Origin of the sequence: uncultured Maribacter sp. (assembly GCF_963977385.1) — a bacterium.
Lineage (GTDB): Bacteria > Bacteroidota > Bacteroidia > Flavobacteriales > Flavobacteriaceae > Maribacter.
This window is the reverse complement of the sequence record NZ_CAXBOU010000001.1, coordinates 63,986-79,279: the sequence shown is the minus strand read 5'-3', so window position 1 is coordinate 79,279 and position 15,294 is coordinate 63,986. Positions and strand designations below refer to the sequence as shown.

General features: G+C 34.6%; 16 protein-coding genes. All 16 read left to right on the top strand.

The window, feature by feature from the left end; all coding sequences use genetic code 11:
• Positions 1 to 90 precede the first annotated feature (90 nt).
• The 16 genes from AAC084_RS00395 to AAC084_RS00320 all read left to right on the top strand — a co-directional run bounded on the left by AAC084_RS00395 (position 91) and on the right by AAC084_RS00320 (position 15,283).
• Entirely contained in the window at positions 91 to 1,560 is a 1,470-nt protein-coding gene (locus tag AAC084_RS00395) for a DUF5687 family protein (protein WP_339835402.1), read from the top strand.
• A 53-nt stretch (positions 1,561 to 1,613) separates the two neighbouring features.
• On the top strand, positions 1,614 to 2,309 hold the full coding sequence (locus AAC084_RS00390; RefSeq protein WP_339835400.1) for an ABC transporter ATP-binding protein: 696 nt from the start codon (positions 1,614 to 1,616) through the stop codon (positions 2,307 to 2,309).
• A gap of 331 nt (positions 2,310 to 2,640) precedes the next feature.
• Complete coding sequence (locus AAC084_RS00385) at positions 2,641 to 5,196, top strand: hypothetical protein (RefSeq protein WP_339835397.1); 2,556 nt, start codon at positions 2,641 to 2,643, stop codon at positions 5,194 to 5,196.
• Positions 5,197 to 5,199: 3 nt separating this feature from the next.
• Complete coding sequence (locus tag AAC084_RS00380) at positions 5,200 to 5,625, top strand: polymer-forming cytoskeletal protein (RefSeq protein ID WP_339835394.1); 426 nt, start codon at positions 5,200 to 5,202, stop codon at positions 5,623 to 5,625.
• A complete protein-coding gene (locus AAC084_RS00375; protein ID WP_339835391.1) occupies positions 5,603 to 5,830 on the top strand; it encodes an AtpZ/AtpI family protein in 228 nt (75 codons plus the stop codon). Before AAC084_RS00380 ends, AAC084_RS00375 begins: the two co-directional genes overlap by 23 nt.
• A 484-nt stretch (positions 5,831 to 6,314) precedes the next feature.
• Entirely contained in the window at positions 6,315 to 7,490 is a 1,176-nt protein-coding gene (gene atpB, locus AAC084_RS00370; protein ID WP_339835388.1) for a F0F1 ATP synthase subunit A, read from the top strand.
• A gap of 39 nt (positions 7,491 to 7,529) precedes the next feature.
• A complete protein-coding gene (gene atpE, locus AAC084_RS00365) occupies positions 7,530 to 7,718 on the top strand; it encodes an ATP synthase F0 subunit C (RefSeq protein ID WP_013993139.1) in 189 nt (62 codons plus the stop codon).
• 89 nt (positions 7,719 to 7,807) lie between these two features.
• A complete protein-coding gene (locus AAC084_RS00360) occupies positions 7,808 to 8,308 on the top strand; it encodes a F0F1 ATP synthase subunit B (RefSeq protein WP_339835385.1) in 501 nt (166 codons plus the stop codon).
• Positions 8,309 to 8,316: 8 nt separating this feature from the next.
• Complete coding sequence (gene atpH, locus AAC084_RS00355) at positions 8,317 to 8,856, top strand: ATP synthase F1 subunit delta (RefSeq protein ID WP_339835383.1); 540 nt, start codon at positions 8,317 to 8,319, stop codon at positions 8,854 to 8,856.
• Positions 8,857 to 8,916: 60 nt separating this feature from the next.
• The gene (gene atpA / locus AAC084_RS00350; protein ID WP_339835381.1) at positions 8,917 to 10,497 is read left to right on the top strand and encodes a F0F1 ATP synthase subunit alpha; all 1,581 of its coding nucleotides are present in this window, start codon (positions 8,917 to 8,919) and stop codon (positions 10,495 to 10,497) included.
• A gap of 92 nt (positions 10,498 to 10,589) precedes the next feature.
• Positions 10,590 to 11,450, top strand: coding sequence for an ATP synthase F1 subunit gamma (gene atpG / locus AAC084_RS00345; protein WP_339835379.1), 861 nt, complete (start codon positions 10,590 to 10,592; stop codon positions 11,448 to 11,450).
• Positions 11,451 to 11,580: 130 nt separating this feature from the next.
• Complete coding sequence (locus AAC084_RS00340) at positions 11,581 to 12,801, top strand: TCR/Tet family MFS transporter (protein WP_339835377.1); 1,221 nt, start codon at positions 11,581 to 11,583, stop codon at positions 12,799 to 12,801.
• 71 nt (positions 12,802 to 12,872) lie between these two features.
• The gene (locus tag AAC084_RS00335; protein ID WP_339835374.1) at positions 12,873 to 13,715 is read left to right on the top strand and encodes an alpha/beta hydrolase; all 843 of its coding nucleotides are present in this window, start codon (positions 12,873 to 12,875) and stop codon (positions 13,713 to 13,715) included.
• Positions 13,715 to 14,209: an RNA polymerase sigma factor gene (locus AAC084_RS00330; RefSeq protein WP_339835371.1), complete on the top strand. Its 495-nt coding sequence runs from the start codon at positions 13,715 to 13,717 to the stop codon at positions 14,207 to 14,209. The genes AAC084_RS00335 and AAC084_RS00330 overlap by 1 nt, the downstream gene beginning before the upstream one ends.
• Positions 14,202 to 14,762 carry a hypothetical protein gene (locus AAC084_RS00325; RefSeq protein WP_339835369.1) on the top strand — a complete coding sequence of 187 codons (561 nt, stop codon included), beginning with the start codon at positions 14,202 to 14,204 and terminating at the stop codon, positions 14,760 to 14,762. The genes AAC084_RS00330 and AAC084_RS00325 overlap by 8 nt, the downstream gene beginning before the upstream one ends.
• An 80-nt stretch (positions 14,763 to 14,842) precedes the next feature.
• Complete coding sequence (locus AAC084_RS00320) at positions 14,843 to 15,283, top strand: hypothetical protein (RefSeq protein ID WP_339835365.1); 441 nt, start codon at positions 14,843 to 14,845, stop codon at positions 15,281 to 15,283.
• Positions 15,284 to 15,294 lie beyond the last annotated feature (11 nt).

Sequence of the window (15,294 nt, the reverse complement as noted above, 5' to 3'; positions counted from 1 at the left end):
GATTGTCAAATTTGGAAACATAAATTTGATCAGTCTTGTAACAAAATCTAAATTTATCTTACCAATACCCTGAAGATAAAAACCAACCACATGTTCAAACAGTTTACTTCATTACAATGGAAATCATTTTTCAGGTCTTCCAATCTTGGCAAAAGCTTGGGCATAAAAATTGTGATGGGATTTTTCGGAGTTTACATGCTTATTTCCCTTGCTGGCTTAGGAGCCGGAATGTACTTTATCTTAAAAGAAATATTCCCAGACCAAAGCCCCACGTGGAGTATTAGCCAATATTTCATTTACTGGATTCTAATTGAATTGTCTCTAAGGTATTTCATGCAAAAATTACCGGTGATGGATATTAAACCATTCTTGACCACACCAGTAAAGAAAAGCACTATTGCCCATTATATTTTGGGTAGGTCTGCAGCTTCAATCTATAATTTGTTGACCCTCTTTTTTATAATACCTTTTGCTATTGTGCTTCTATTTAATAGTTACCCTGTGTTAAATGTATTGCTTTGGGTTGTAGCGGTTATGGCAATTGTTCTTTGTATTAATTACTTGAATCTTTTAATTAATAAGAACGAGAAAGTACTAATTGGTTTAGCAAGTATTTTAATCATTGGTTATGGATTGGATTATTTAGGCATTTTCTCTATTAAAGAATTACTTGCTCCTGTTTTCCATGCACTTTATGCGTATCCGGCAACGGTACTCATTCCAATAGCTTTAGCTTTCGGTATATACTATGTCAATTATAAATTTCTTAAGGATAAGATTTATTTAGATGCGAAATTAAAATCTAAAAAAGTTGAAGCGAACACTTCTGACTTGGCTTGGACGAAGCGCTTTGGGGAAATGGGCTCGTTTTTACAACTCGATTTAAAAATGATTTGGAGAAACAAACGAACTAAATCACAAGTCTTTATTTCTTTGCTTTTTGTCTTTTATGGATTAGTATTTTACACCGTAGATGTGTATAGCAGCATGGTGCCCATGAAGGCCTTTGTAGGTATTTTTATGACAGGTATTTTCTTGAGTAATTTTGGTCAATTTATACCAGCATGGGATAGTAGTTACTATAGTATGATGATGTCTCAGAACATACCTATGCGTAAGTATCTAGAGTCAAAAGTGATTTTAATTTCCGTTAGTGTAGTATTTATGTTTCTGTTGACGACACCCTATGTATACTTTGGTTGGGAAGCCTTAGCTATAAATTTTGGCTGCGCAATGTATAATCTGGGAGTAAATATACCGGTCATTTTATATTTCGGTTCTTTCAATAAAAAACGGATAGAATTAGATCAGAGTCCGTTTGGGAATATGCAGGGCACAAGCGCCACCCAATTTCTAATTATGCTTCCGGTTCTAGTAGTTCCAATAATCTTATTCTCCATATTTTATTACGTGTTTAACTTGCAAGTAGCGGTAATTGTACTGTCCGTCTTAGGGGTTATCGGTTTTGCGATGAAGAATTACTTGATGAACTTGATTACAGAACAATACAAAAGAAAAAAATATGGAATGATTGCCGGCTTTAAGGAAAAGGCAAGTTAAAAGGGTAGTACAGCGCTAGTTCTTTTTATAATTACAAATTCGAATATTCAGATATGATTACAATAGAAAATTTATCAAAAAAATACGGTTCTCAAGTAGTTTTAAATATTGGAGAATTATTAATCCCTACGGGGCAAAGTTTCGGTTTGGTAGGTAATAATGGTGCAGGTAAAACTACTCTTTTCAGTCTTTTACTTGATTTAATTCAGCCTACAACGGGTCATATTATTAATAATGAAGTTCAAGTGAACACAAGTGAAGAATGGAAACCTTTTACGTCGTCGTTTATTGATGAAACTTTTTTAATTGGGTATTTGACCCCCGAAGAGTATTTCTACTTTATTGGTGATCTACGTGGTCAAAACAAAGCAGATGTTGATGGTTTGCTGTCTGAATATCAAGATTTTTTTCATGGCGAGATTTTAGGGCAGAAAAAGTACCTAAGAGATTTATCAAAAGGAAATCAGAAGAAAGCGGGTATTGTTGCTTCATTTATAGGAAACCCAAAAGTTGTTATTTTAGATGAACCTTTCGCGAATTTAGATCCAACTACTCAAATACGTTTAAAGCAGATAATAAAGGAGTTAGCAGAAAAGAAAGATGTTACCGTATTGGTATCTAGCCACGATCTTATTCATGTTACAGAGGTATGTGAGCGAATTGTAGTTTTAAATAAAGGAGAAGTAGTAAAGGATATTCAAACATCGACCGAAACATTGAAAGAATTAGAGGTCTTCTTTGCAGGGTAGCAGCATTGAATTGTAAAATGATATTGTAGTTCATCGATAAATCACTTTTTTGTTCAAAAATCAAGAAACCGACTATATGGTCGGTTTTTTAGTAATGCAAATGATTCAAAAGCCTCTAAAAGACGATGAACTTATAATTGTATCGATTATGGTTTAATAATTGAATAAATCACCCTCGTTTTGAATTGAAACAAACTACTTGGTCGGTTTATGTAATATGTGAAAGCCTGTTCGACTGTATAATACTTGAAAATAAAAATACGTTTTACCGATGAACCGTATAATAATATGGCTGTTTTTAAGTTAAACATACATACGTAGATCATCTATTTTGAACCTTAGAAAAAAACTTATTTTATCCGGTGTTTTGGCAATCATGCTCTTCAATGCATGTTCAACCAAAAAAGATGCCTTAATAAATCGCAAATGGCACGCATTAAATACCAAATACAACACCTTGTATAATGGTAATATCGCATTTGAAGAAGGCCGTAATACCTTAAATGATACATACCAAGATGACTACTTTGAAGTTTTGCCAGTAGAACGTTTAGCCGTAAGTGGTGAAATAAAACTTGATTCAGAAGACAACAATCCTAACTTTCTTATTGCTGAGGAAAAAGCTACAAAAGCAATTCAACGGCATAGTATGGATATTAAGGATGAAGAGCGAAATCCTGAAATAGATGAAGCTTTTCTTTTGTTGGGTAAAGCACGTTATTTTGACGAACGCTATATTCCCGCCTTAGAGTCTTTCAACTATATTCTAAATAAATATTCTGAAAGTGATAAGTTGAATGAAGCCAGCATATGGCGAGAAAAAGTAAACATCCGACTAGAAAATGAAGATTTAGCCATTAAGAATCTTAAACGCTTAATGAAATATGAGAAGTTAAAGGACCAAGAATATGCCGATGCGAGAGCAATGATGGCACAGGCCTTTATAAATCTTAAAGCACCCGACACGGCTGTTCAAAATCTTAAGATTGCTTCGCATTACACAAAAAAGCATCCTGAAAAAGGAAGGTACTACTATATAATAGGACAGCTATATAATCAATTGGGTTATAAAGACAGTGCTAATTATGCTTTTGACAAAGTCATTGAATTGAATAGGAAATCGCCACGGGTTTATATGATCAATGCGGAAATTCAAAAATTAAGGAATACCAAAATCACAGGTGAGAATAAAGAACAGGTTTTAGAGTATTTAACTAAAATGGAGTTGAATAGGGAAAACAGACCTTTTTTAGATAATATTTATAGACAGCTAGCAGAGTTTCATTTGGAACAAAAGTCAGATAGTTTGGCCTTGTTTTATTTTAACAAATCGCTTAGAGCTTCACAGAGTAAACCAAAATTAAATGCGCTTAATTATGAGAATTTGGCTGAGTATAATTTTGATGAGAGTGTTTATAAAGATGCAGGTGCATATTATGATAGTGTGCTAACAAACCTAGATGAAAACACAAAGAAATTTCGTTCCGTTAAAAAGAAGCTTGATAACCTTGAAGATGTCATAAAATACGAAGATATTGTTCAATATGCCGATAGTGTAATAACACTATATAAAATGCCAAAAGATGAGCAATTAGCTTATTTTGGAAAGCATATTGAAGATTTACAAAAAAAGAAAGAGGCAGCCCAAAAGAAAGAAAAAGATAGAATCACTGATGGCTTTGCTGCTTTTAGTGAAAGTAAGGGCGGTAAGGAAAATAAAGGAAAATTCTACTTTTATAATATTACCAGTTTAGGTTATGGTCAGAACGATTTTAAAAACAGATGGGGAAATCGTGAATTAACAGATGATTGGCGTTGGTCAGACAAGTCTAAAATTAATGTTAAAGATGATATTGCTCAAAATATCACTGACAGTACTGATAGTTTAAGTACGATAAGTGACGATGAGAAATTTTCGCTTGAGTATTATATGGATCGATTACCCACTGATGTAACAATAATCGATAGCCTAAAAACAGAACGTAATTTTGCTAATTATCAATTAGGATTGATTTATAAGGAGAAGTTCAACGAAAATTTATTGGCTGCAGGCAAGTTAGAAGATGTATTAGCATCGAATGCCGAAGAACGATTGATTCTACCTTCTAAATACAATCTGTATAAGATATATGAAGAGGTCAATAGTCCGTTAAAGAATACGATGAAGAATGATATCATTACAAATCATTCAGATTCTAGATATGCTGAGATTTTATTGAATCCGCAGGCCGTATTGGCCGATAATTCTGATAGTCCGGAAAAGCGATATGAAAATTTATTCAAAAAATTTAAGGAACAGGAATTTTTACAAGTGATTACTGGCGCTGAGGAAAACATCAACAGATTTACTGGAGATCCAATAGTGCCTAAGTTTGAAATGTTGAAAGCGAATGCTGTTGGTAGGCTTCAAGGATTCGATCTGTTTAAAGAAGCTCTTAATTATGTTGCGTTAACGTATCCGAATAATCCTGAAGGCAAAAAAGCAGAACAAATGGTTGCTGAGCAGTTGCCAAAATTAGAACCTAAAGAATTTTTACCAGAGACCGATTCAAAAGGAACGTCTAATTGGAAAGTAGTTTTTCCGTTCAAAAGAAATAATAACGAAAAGGCTTTAAAATTGATGGAATTGTTAGTGAAGTCCATCGAAGATCTTCGGTACAAAAATATTGTATCTAAAGATATTTATAATCTTGAAGATCAATTTGTGGTTGTTCACGGATTTAAATCTAAAGACTTTGCACTTGGCTATGCCGAGCTTTTAAAAAACAATAAGGATTACCGAGTTGCTGATGAGAATTTTGTAGTTTTATCCGAGAACTATAAGATTATACAAGTACACAAAAATATAATCGATTATAGAAATACGCTTTTAACCCCAAAACCGTGAACAATGTTTTCAGACAGACAAAAACCTAAGGCTATGAATGAAATAGGAGGGCAACCTAACAGAATTGAGAAGAATACCAAGATAAAAGGAGATATAATTTCTGAAGCAGATTTTCGTATCGACGGTAAGCTAGATGGTAATGTAAAAACATCTGGTAAAGTTGTTATAGGTAAAGATGGCTACATACATGGTAAAGTAGAATGTGTGAATGCTGATATTGAAGGCAGCTTCAATGGTGAACTTTTAGTATCTGACTTATTATCTTTAAAAGCATCTGCAGTTATAGAAGGTACAGTAACAGTTAATAAATTGGCTGTTGAACCAGGCGCAACCTTCAACGCTGCATGTACAATGGGCGGAAAGAAAGGCTCAGGGAACAACACTGGCTTTAAATCATCAAACAGCAATGAAAACGCAAAAGCCTCGTGATAATAAATCTGAACTTTTAAGAACAGCTGCTAGCTTGTCAAGTATTGCCATTCAAATGGGTGCTACGATTTTCTTGGGCAATCTTTTAGGGGAATGGTTAGATGTTAAGTTCGAAAAAACATATTTAGAAGATACAGTTACGTTACTTGCCGTATTTTTGTCCATATATCTGGTCATTAAAAAAGTTATGGCCTTAAATAAATAAGGACAATTGCTAAAAAAAATAATATTATACATAGTCGTGTTCCTGTTTATGGGCACGACTTCTTATTTTCTACAAGTTTTTCTAATAAAGGAAAACCAAAATTTTATTCCGTTACTACAAAAAGCATATATCTTTCACTTTTGTTTCTCCCTTGTTTTACTCATTGCATTTCAGTTTTTTACTCAAAATAATAAACTTTTTGAACAGTTGGGTTTTATATATATGGGTGTACTCGTCTTTAAGATTATCGTTTTTGCGGTTCTTTTTTATCCACAACTTTTAGGAGAAAATATGTTATCCCGTTACTATAGGGCTTCTCTATTAGTTCCTGTTATTGTATTTTTGCCGCTTGAAGTGATTTTCATTTCAAAAATAATGCATGGCAAAAAAGCTTAAATTTTAAAGCTCTAAATTTGTGTGGAATAGGTTAATAATGACTATTTTTGCGCAAAATTTCAAGAGCTTAATTTTTGAAAAAGATATAATGAAGAAAGTTTCAGAAACATTGAAAACGGCAGCACTACTTTTTGTACTATGTTTTTCCTTACAAGGATTTGCATCGTCTGATGAGGACCAAAACCTTGCGGTAGACACTAAAGATGAGGTAGATGCGTATATTCAGCATCACATTAAAGATGCTCATGACTTTCATTTGTTTTCGTATACCTCTAACGGTGAGCGTAAACATGTTGGTTTTCCATTACCTGTAATTGTATGGTCTAGTAATGGTCTTGCGACATTTATGTCTTCTGCTTTTCATCATGATGATGATGGGAAGGTGGTTGTTGAACGTAATGGTTCAAGTTTTGTGAAACTTCATAGCAAAATATACGAATTAGAGGCAGGTGCTTCTCAAGTTGAATTCGACGAAACGCATCACGCTGCCAATGCGCATAAAGTAATAGATTTCTCTATTACAAAAAGTGTAATGGGTATTTTATTGGTGGGCTTATTTATGTTGATTGTTTTTAGTTCTTTGGCTAGGCAGTACGCTAATAAAAAAGTGCCAACTGGTTTTGGTAGAGTTTTAGAGCCACTAGTTATATATGTAAGAGATGAAATTGCTTTGCCTAATATTGGTGAGAAAAAGTATAGAAAATTCACCGGTTACCTATTGACGGTATTCTTTTTTATCTGGATTTTGAACTTATTAGGTCTTACGCCTTTCGGCTTCAACGTCACAGGTCAATTAGCAGTTACAGCTGCTTTGGCAATCTTTACCTTAATTATATATACTGTTAGTGGGAATAAAGATTATTGGATGCACATGCTTTGGATGCCAGGTGTGCCTGTTTTAATTCGACCAGTTTTGGCTATTATCGAATTAGCGGGAGCATTTATAATAAAGCCATTTTCATTATTAGTGCGTTTGTTTGCTAACATTTCAGCAGGGCATATTGTTGTGATGAGCTTAATTGCAATTATGTTCACCTTAAAGAATAGTTTAGGAGTTGTTGGTGCAACAGGTCTTTCTTTAGTGTTATCATTTTTCATCACTTTAATTGAAGTGTTAGTCGCGTTCTTACAAGCGTACATATTTACAATGTTATCAGCATTATTTATAGGTATGGCAGTTGCAGAACATGATCACGATCATGAGCATGATGCTCAAGGTCATGAATTGCAAGATGCAGAAGATGTAAGAGGAGATTTTATTTAACGAGAGTTTTTTTAATTTAATTATATAAATCAGTTTATTATGTACAATTTAATTGGAGCAGGTTTAATCGTAATCGGAGCAGGTATTGGACTTGGTCAAATCGGTGGTAAAGCAATGGAAGGTATTGCTCGTCAGCCAGAAGCGACAGGTAAAATTCAAACTGCGATGATTATTATCGCTGCACTTTTGGAAGGTTTGGCATTCGGTGCCTTGTTCTTAGGAAAATAAGAACACAAAAATCAAGAAACATTCTCCTGCAACGGTTGGTTGCAGGAAGTGTTTTTTAATTATTGATTTAGTATTTAAAAAATTAAGGTATGGAAGTTTTAATTAACGATTTTTCACCAGGTTTGTTTGTTGTGCAAACAATTCTTTTACTAGGTTTAATTTTCTTATTAGTAAAATTTGCTTGGAAGCCGATATTAAATTCTCTGAATGAAAGAGAATCTGGTATTATAGATGCATTGGCCGCTGCTGATAAAGCACGTGCTGATATGCAGAATTTGCAAGCAGACAATGAAAAAATGATTCAAGAAGCTCGTGCTGAGCGTGAGAACATGTTGAAAGAGGCTCGCGAAATCAAAGAGAAAATGATTTCTGATTCTAAGGAGCTGGCCAAATCGGAAGGTGATAAAATGTTAAAGCAGGCTCAAGCGGCTATAGAAAGCGAAAAGAAAGCGGCTGTTGCAGACATTAAAAACCAAGTTGCAGAGTTATCTGTTGCCATTGCCGAGAAGGTTATAAAGGAAGAGTTGTCTAGTAGCGAAAAGCAATTGAAGTTAGTAGATTCATTGTTGAGCGATTTAAAACTTAACTAAGAGATATAATGAGCGAATCAAGAGCAGCATTACGTTACGCGAAGGCAATATTGGATACGGCTAAGGAAAAGAAAGCCTTGACTGCTGTTGAGAAAGACATGCGTTCAATCGCAGCTACTATTTCCGATAGTAAAGAGTTGAGAGATGTTCTTGCTAGCCCTGTAGTATCGGGTGTTTCTAAAAGGAATGCATTAGCAGAAATCTTTAAGGGTTGCGATGCTATAACAGAGGGTTCAATTAGCATGTTAGTGGATAACAAGCGTATTGGAATGCTTAACGAAGTAGCATTAAAATATATTATTCTTAATGAGCAATTGAAAGGAAAAGGCGTAGCTTACGTGACTACTGCAGTACCTTTAAATGCTGAAATGGAAAAAAAGGTATTAAAGCAAGTTGCTAATATTACTGGTGACGAAGTAACCATTGAGAATAAAATTGATGAAAGTATCATAGGTGGATTCATTTTAAGAATAGGTGACTTACAATATGATGCTAGTATCGTAAATAAGCTAAGTAATATTAAAAGAGAATTTTCGAATAGTCTATAATAACTATATAAGGCTTCAGATGTTTGTATCTATCGCCTAATATCTTATATCTAATTAAAAATGGCAGGAGTAAAAGCCGCTGAAGTATCAGCAATTTTAAAGAAACAATTATCAGGATTTGATGCTACCGCTACTTTAGACGAAGTAGGTACCGTTTTACAGGTAGGTGATGGTATCGCAAGAATCTACGGACTAGCAAATGCCCAGTATGGGGAATTAGTTGAGTTCGAAGGTGGACTTGAAGGTATCGTATTGAACCTTGAAGAAGATAACGTTGGTGTAGTGCTTTTAGGACCTTCTAAATCAGTAGGTGAAGGTGATACCGTAAAACGTACTCAACGTATCGCATCTATAAAAGTTGGTGAAGGAATTGTTGGTCGTGTGGTTGATACTTTAGGGACGCCAATAGACGGTAAGGGGCCTATTGCTGGCGAAACTTATGAAATGCCATTAGAGCGTAAAGCTCCAGGGGTTATTTTTAGAGAGCCTGTAACAGAGCCAATGCAAACAGGTATTAAAGCTATTGATGCGATGATCCCAGTTGGTAGAGGGCAAAGAGAACTTGTAATTGGTGACCGTCAAACTGGTAAGACCACAGTTTGTATCGATACCATTTTGAATCAAAAAGAATTTTACGATGCAGGTAAGCCTGTATATTGTATCTATGTTGCAATTGGTCAAAAAGCCTCTACGGTAGCTGGTATTGCTCAAGTTCTAGAAGATAAAGGAGCTATGGCCTATACTACAATTGTAGCGGCTAATGCATCTGATCCTGCACCAATGCAAGTATATGCACCATTCGCTGGAGCATCTATTGGAGAATATTTCCGTGATACTGGTCGTCCAGCATTAATTATATATGATGATTTATCAAAACAAGCGGTAGCATATCGTGAGGTGTCTCTTTTGTTAAGAAGACCACCAGGACGTGAGGCTTACCCAGGTGACGTTTTCTATCTACACTCTAGATTATTAGAGCGTGCTGCAAAAGTGATTAATAACGATGCTATTGCAAGAGAAATGAACGATTTGCCCGAGGTGCTAAAACCTATGGTAAAAGGTGGTGGTTCTTTAACTGCATTACCTATCATTGAAACACAGGCAGGTGACGTTTCGGCTTATATTCCAACCAACGTAATTTCTATTACTGACGGACAAATATTCTTGGAGCAAGATTTATTCAACCAAGGTGTAAGACCAGCAATTAACGTAGGTATTTCTGTATCTCGTGTTGGTGGTAACGCTCAGATTAAATCAATGAAGAAAGTTGCAGGTACGTTGAAATTGGATCAAGCACAATTCCGTGAACTAGAAGCGTTCGCGAAATTTGGTTCAGATTTAGATGCCGCTACTTTAAATGTAATTGAAAAAGGACGTAGAAACGTTGAAATATTAAAACAAGCACAGAACGATCCATTTACTGTTGAAGATCAGGTTGCAATTATCTATGCTGGTTCTAAGAACTTGCTAAGAGATGTACCAGTAGAGAAAGTAAAAGAATTCGAACGTGATTACTTAGAGTTTTTGAACGCTAAGCACAGAGATGTTTTGGATACGTTGAAAGCAGGTAAACTTACAGACGAGGTTACTGATACCTTGACTGCTGTTTGTAAAGATCTTTCTGCTAAATATAAAAAATAAACTAGTACATAGTACTGAGTAAAAAGTACAAAGTGTTTTGCTTAACAATGTTGAACGATATGCTTTGTACTTATTACTAAATACGCTAAAGTATGGCTAACTTAAAGGAAATACGGAATAGGATTTCATCGGTTTCATCAACGATGCAGATTACCAGTGCTATGAAAATGGTTTCTGCTGCTAAATTGAAGAAGGCACAAGACGCCATTACGGCTATGAGACCTTATGCTGATAAACTAACCGAATTACTACAGAATTTAAGTGCTAGTTTAGAAGGTGATTCTGGTAGTGCATATGCCGATAATCGTGTTATAAAAAAGGTTTTGATTGTATCAATAACTTCAAATAGGGGTCTTTGTGGTGCTTTTAATACCAATATTTTAAAGCAGTCAGTTAATCTTGCTGAAAATGTACATGCCGGTAAAGAAGTAGATTTTGTTGCTGTTGGTAAAAAGGCTAATGACTATTTAGGAAAACGTTTTAATGTTATTGCTAATCACAGCGGGGTTTATGATGACTTAACGTTTGACAATGTAGCTGAGATTGCAGAAAGTTTAATGGAGCTTTTTACAAACGGAGCTTATGACCGTATTGAAATTGTATATAACAAATTCAAAAATGCAGCTACTCAGATTGTGATGACTGAGCAGTTTTTGCCTATCGTGCCTTTAGAGGTGGAAGGTAATACTAGTGCTGATTATACTTTTGAGCCTTCAAAACTTGAAATTATTGAACAGTTGATTCCTAAATCTTTAAAAACATTATTATATAAAGGTATAAGAGATTCTTTCGCAAGTGAGCATGGAGCACGTATGACTGCTATGCATAAAGCGACTGATAATGCAACTGAGATGCGTGACCAATTAAAATTAACGTATAACAAAGCAAGACAGGCTTCTATTACCAATGAAATCTTAGAAATTGTTGGTGGTGCAGAAGCATTAAATAATTAAGATTTATTGCGGGTATAGCGAAGCGATCTTTTGATTATATGTATACTAATATTTAAAACCTCACTTTAATTGTGGGGTTTTGTTTTTTAACGGTTTATAGAACCTTTTTTATCCGACTTTTGCCTTGACCATGAAATCCAACAAAACTGCCCTTCTTTTTATTTTTATTACCATTTTAGTTGATGTTATAGGTATCGGAATCATTCTTCCTATAATTCCTGATTTGATTATGGAATTAACTGGGGAAGGAAATCACATGGCAATAATCTACGGCATGTGGCTTACTACAGCTTTTGCCGGTATGCAGTTTTTGTTTTCACCAGTATTAGGAGAAATATCTGATAGATTCGGTAGACGGCCAATATTACTGCTAGCGCTTTTTGGGCTGAGTATTGACTATATGATTCATGCCTGGGCACCAACGATTGCCTGGCTATTTTTAGGTAGGTTTTTGGCAGGTATTACTGGGGCAAGTTTTACTGTGGCATCAGCCTATATTGCAGATGTAAGTACTAAGGAGAATAAAGCCAAAAATTTTGGTTTAATAGGAGCTGCTTTTGGTGTCGGCTTTATTATAGGTCCTGGTATCGGAGGATTTTTTGGTGAAATAGATATTAGATTACCTTTTTATATCGCTGCAGGATTGACTTTTGCTAACTTCTTGTTCGGTTATTTCTTCGTTCCCGAATCTCTAGCTCCAGAAAATAGAAGACAAATAAATTTCATGAAAATGATTCCTGGAGTGTCTTTAGTGGCACTAAGGAATTATAAAGGACTCCTATTACTCATTTCAGCTTTCTTTTTGGCCAATCTTGCAGGTCAAGCCTTACCTTCTACCTGGTCGTATTATGGAATAGAACGTTATGAATGGAATCCAAGGCAAATCGGTATATCTTTAATGGTTGTTGGTTTACTCGTTGCTATAGTACAGGGTTTTCTAGTTGGGGTATTGGTAAAAAAGTTCGGTAAGCGAAAAATTATTATTTACGGTTTTTTACTTTGGACGGTCGGGATGTTTTTATTCTCTTTCGCCAAAGAACCTTGGATGCTGTATGCTTTCTTGATTCCTTATGCACTTGGTGGTATCGCCGGCCCTACAGTGCAAGGTGTAATTTCTAACCAAGTTTCTGAAAAAGAACAGGGAATATTACAAGGATCTATAACTGGCCTAGTTAGTATTACCGCGATCTTAGGGCAACTTATTTTCTCACCTGTATTTTACTATTTTATACGTCCTGAGGGCACTATATATTTTCCGGGCGCTCCTTATGCCTTGGCAGCTTTATTCTTATTAGCAGCCTTCATTTTAGCATTTACGGCTATAAAACGAATGAATGTTGAGCCAGAATAATTTCTTTTACATAAAAACGTAACATTTTTTGATTTTTGAATCTAAAGGGTAGATAACTTAAAACTCTTAAGATGAAAACAATTGAAAAAGTAATTCTTGTAGTGCTAATTATAGTTTCCTTTTCTATCAAAGCACAAGACCAACCTTTTAAAGTGGAAGTGTTTGGCAAAGGTAATTCGATTTTATTATTTCCCGGCTTTACCTGTACGGGTGATGTTTGGGATGATACCGTTACTGAATTATCAAAAGACTATCAATGTCACGTATTTACTTTTGCTGGTTTTGGTGATGTTCCTGCAATTCAAAAACCTTGGCTTCCTAAAATTAAAGAAGGAATTCTCGCCTATATTGATGAGGAGAAATTAAGGAATCCTGTATTAATCGGACATAGTTTAGGTGGTGCATTGGCGTTATGGATGGCGACTGAAAGTAATTCTTATCAGAAGCTAATTTTAGTAGATGCATTGTCATCTACAGGTGCTTTAATGATGCCAAATTTTAAAAGTGAATATATGATTTATGATTCTCCATATAACAAGCAGTTGTTAGAAATGAATACTACAGATTTTGAGGCAATGGCATTACAAATGGCAAGTGGGATGACTAAGGATACATCAAAACAAGAAATAGTAAAAGATTGGATGCTTAAAGCAGATAGGGAAACATACGTTTATGGGTATACTGATTTATTGAAGCTTGATTTACGTGAAGATTTGTCTAAAATAAAAGTGCCTGTCACCATATTAGCTGCAACTGAGCCTTATGGTTATGATACGGTAAAAGCCACTTATGAAACACAGTATAAAGCACTCACTGAATATGATATCAAATTCGCTAAAGACGCTGCACACTTTATTATGTACGATCAACCGAAATGGTTTATAGATAATCTTTTAAATTCATTACCTGAATAATGATATCAAAAGAAGAAAAGTATAAGAAAATATATCAAGACAATTATAGCAAGGTTGCTCGTCTTTGTATGGGTTATACTGGAGGTAATGAAACACTTGCCAAAGATTTAGCCCAAGATACATTTATTAAGGTATGGCAGCATCTAGATAGTTTTCGAAATGAAAGTGGTATTGGGACATGGATTTTTAGAATATGTGTGAATACTTGTTTGGCAGAAATTCGAAAGGAAGGTAAAACTCCAAAAAGCGTACAAATTGAAAATGTTCAACTAGCCGATTCTGCTCCTAATAGTGTTGACAGAGAAGCTATGCTACATCAACTATATCAATGCATTAATAAATTAACGAGCACCAATAAGGCAATCATCTTACTTGAACTAGAAGGATTGCCTCAAATGGATATTTCTGAAATTATTGGAATTAAGCATGAAGCGATTCGTACTCGTATACATAGAATAAAAACTCAACTTACAAAATGTGCAAACAATGAATAATTTTGAAGAATTACAAGATAAGTGGAAGAGCCAGTCTGGTTTATCAGCCACCGAAAATGGATTTGAATCACTTTTAAAAAGTGTAAAATCCATAGAGCGAAAACAGAAGATCATGAATGTTGTTTTATCAACAACAATCATTGTGTTATTGTTTTTTGCGATATATGTTTCAGGGTATAAGAATTCTATCTTTTTATTAGGAATAAGTTTAATGATAGGAAGTTTAATTTTTAGAATCGGCTTTGAATTATATAGTCTACAGAGGTCGAAGAAGTTAAGTTTTATAAACGACTATAATGCTTTTAAAGAAGACTTAACACGTTATTATAGCTTCAGAAAAATTGTGCATTATATGATAACACCTTTATCAATACTAGTTTACGTTATTGGGTTTGTTATATTGTTGCCATTATTTAAGGCTTCATTGTCTCACGGATTTTATATTTATATTGTAGTTTCATCGATAGTGCTACTTCTAATATTTTCTGTATTTATATATAGACAAATTAAAAATGAACTCTTGAAATTAAATCAACTGTTAATAAGGGATTAGGCTTGTGGCATAAATAAGGGAAGTTAATTGAAGTACTAGGTGCATTTAACTTCCTATATTTATAAGAATATTATAAATTAATGAAAAATTTAAGTGTTTGTTATTTATTCATTTGCCTTTGCTTAACTAGTTGTCTCTCTCAAAAAAAGTTACAAACCGGGACGTCGTTTGAGATAGGGAAAGCTACTAGTCAATCATGGGTGGGTGGTCGAGAAGAAAGCAGTTCTGGTGTTGAATTGAATATACCGATTACTTTTACTGATAAAATGGCTGTGGAGGTACAAGAAGTATATTTTCGCGGAAAACAAGTCGTACCCACGGTAAATTCTATTGAAGGTCAAAACGTTGTTGTTGCTAGGATTCCAAATTCTCAACCTGAATCGTCAGAAACGATTGATTTAGGGTTGCAGTCAAACGAGGCAGTTTTGAAATATCTGGAGAATAATGAAATTAAATACACAAAGATTACCGATATAAAACAGAAGCAACCGCTAATTTATAAGAGTGCATCTAAAAACTAACTTTGTAAAGA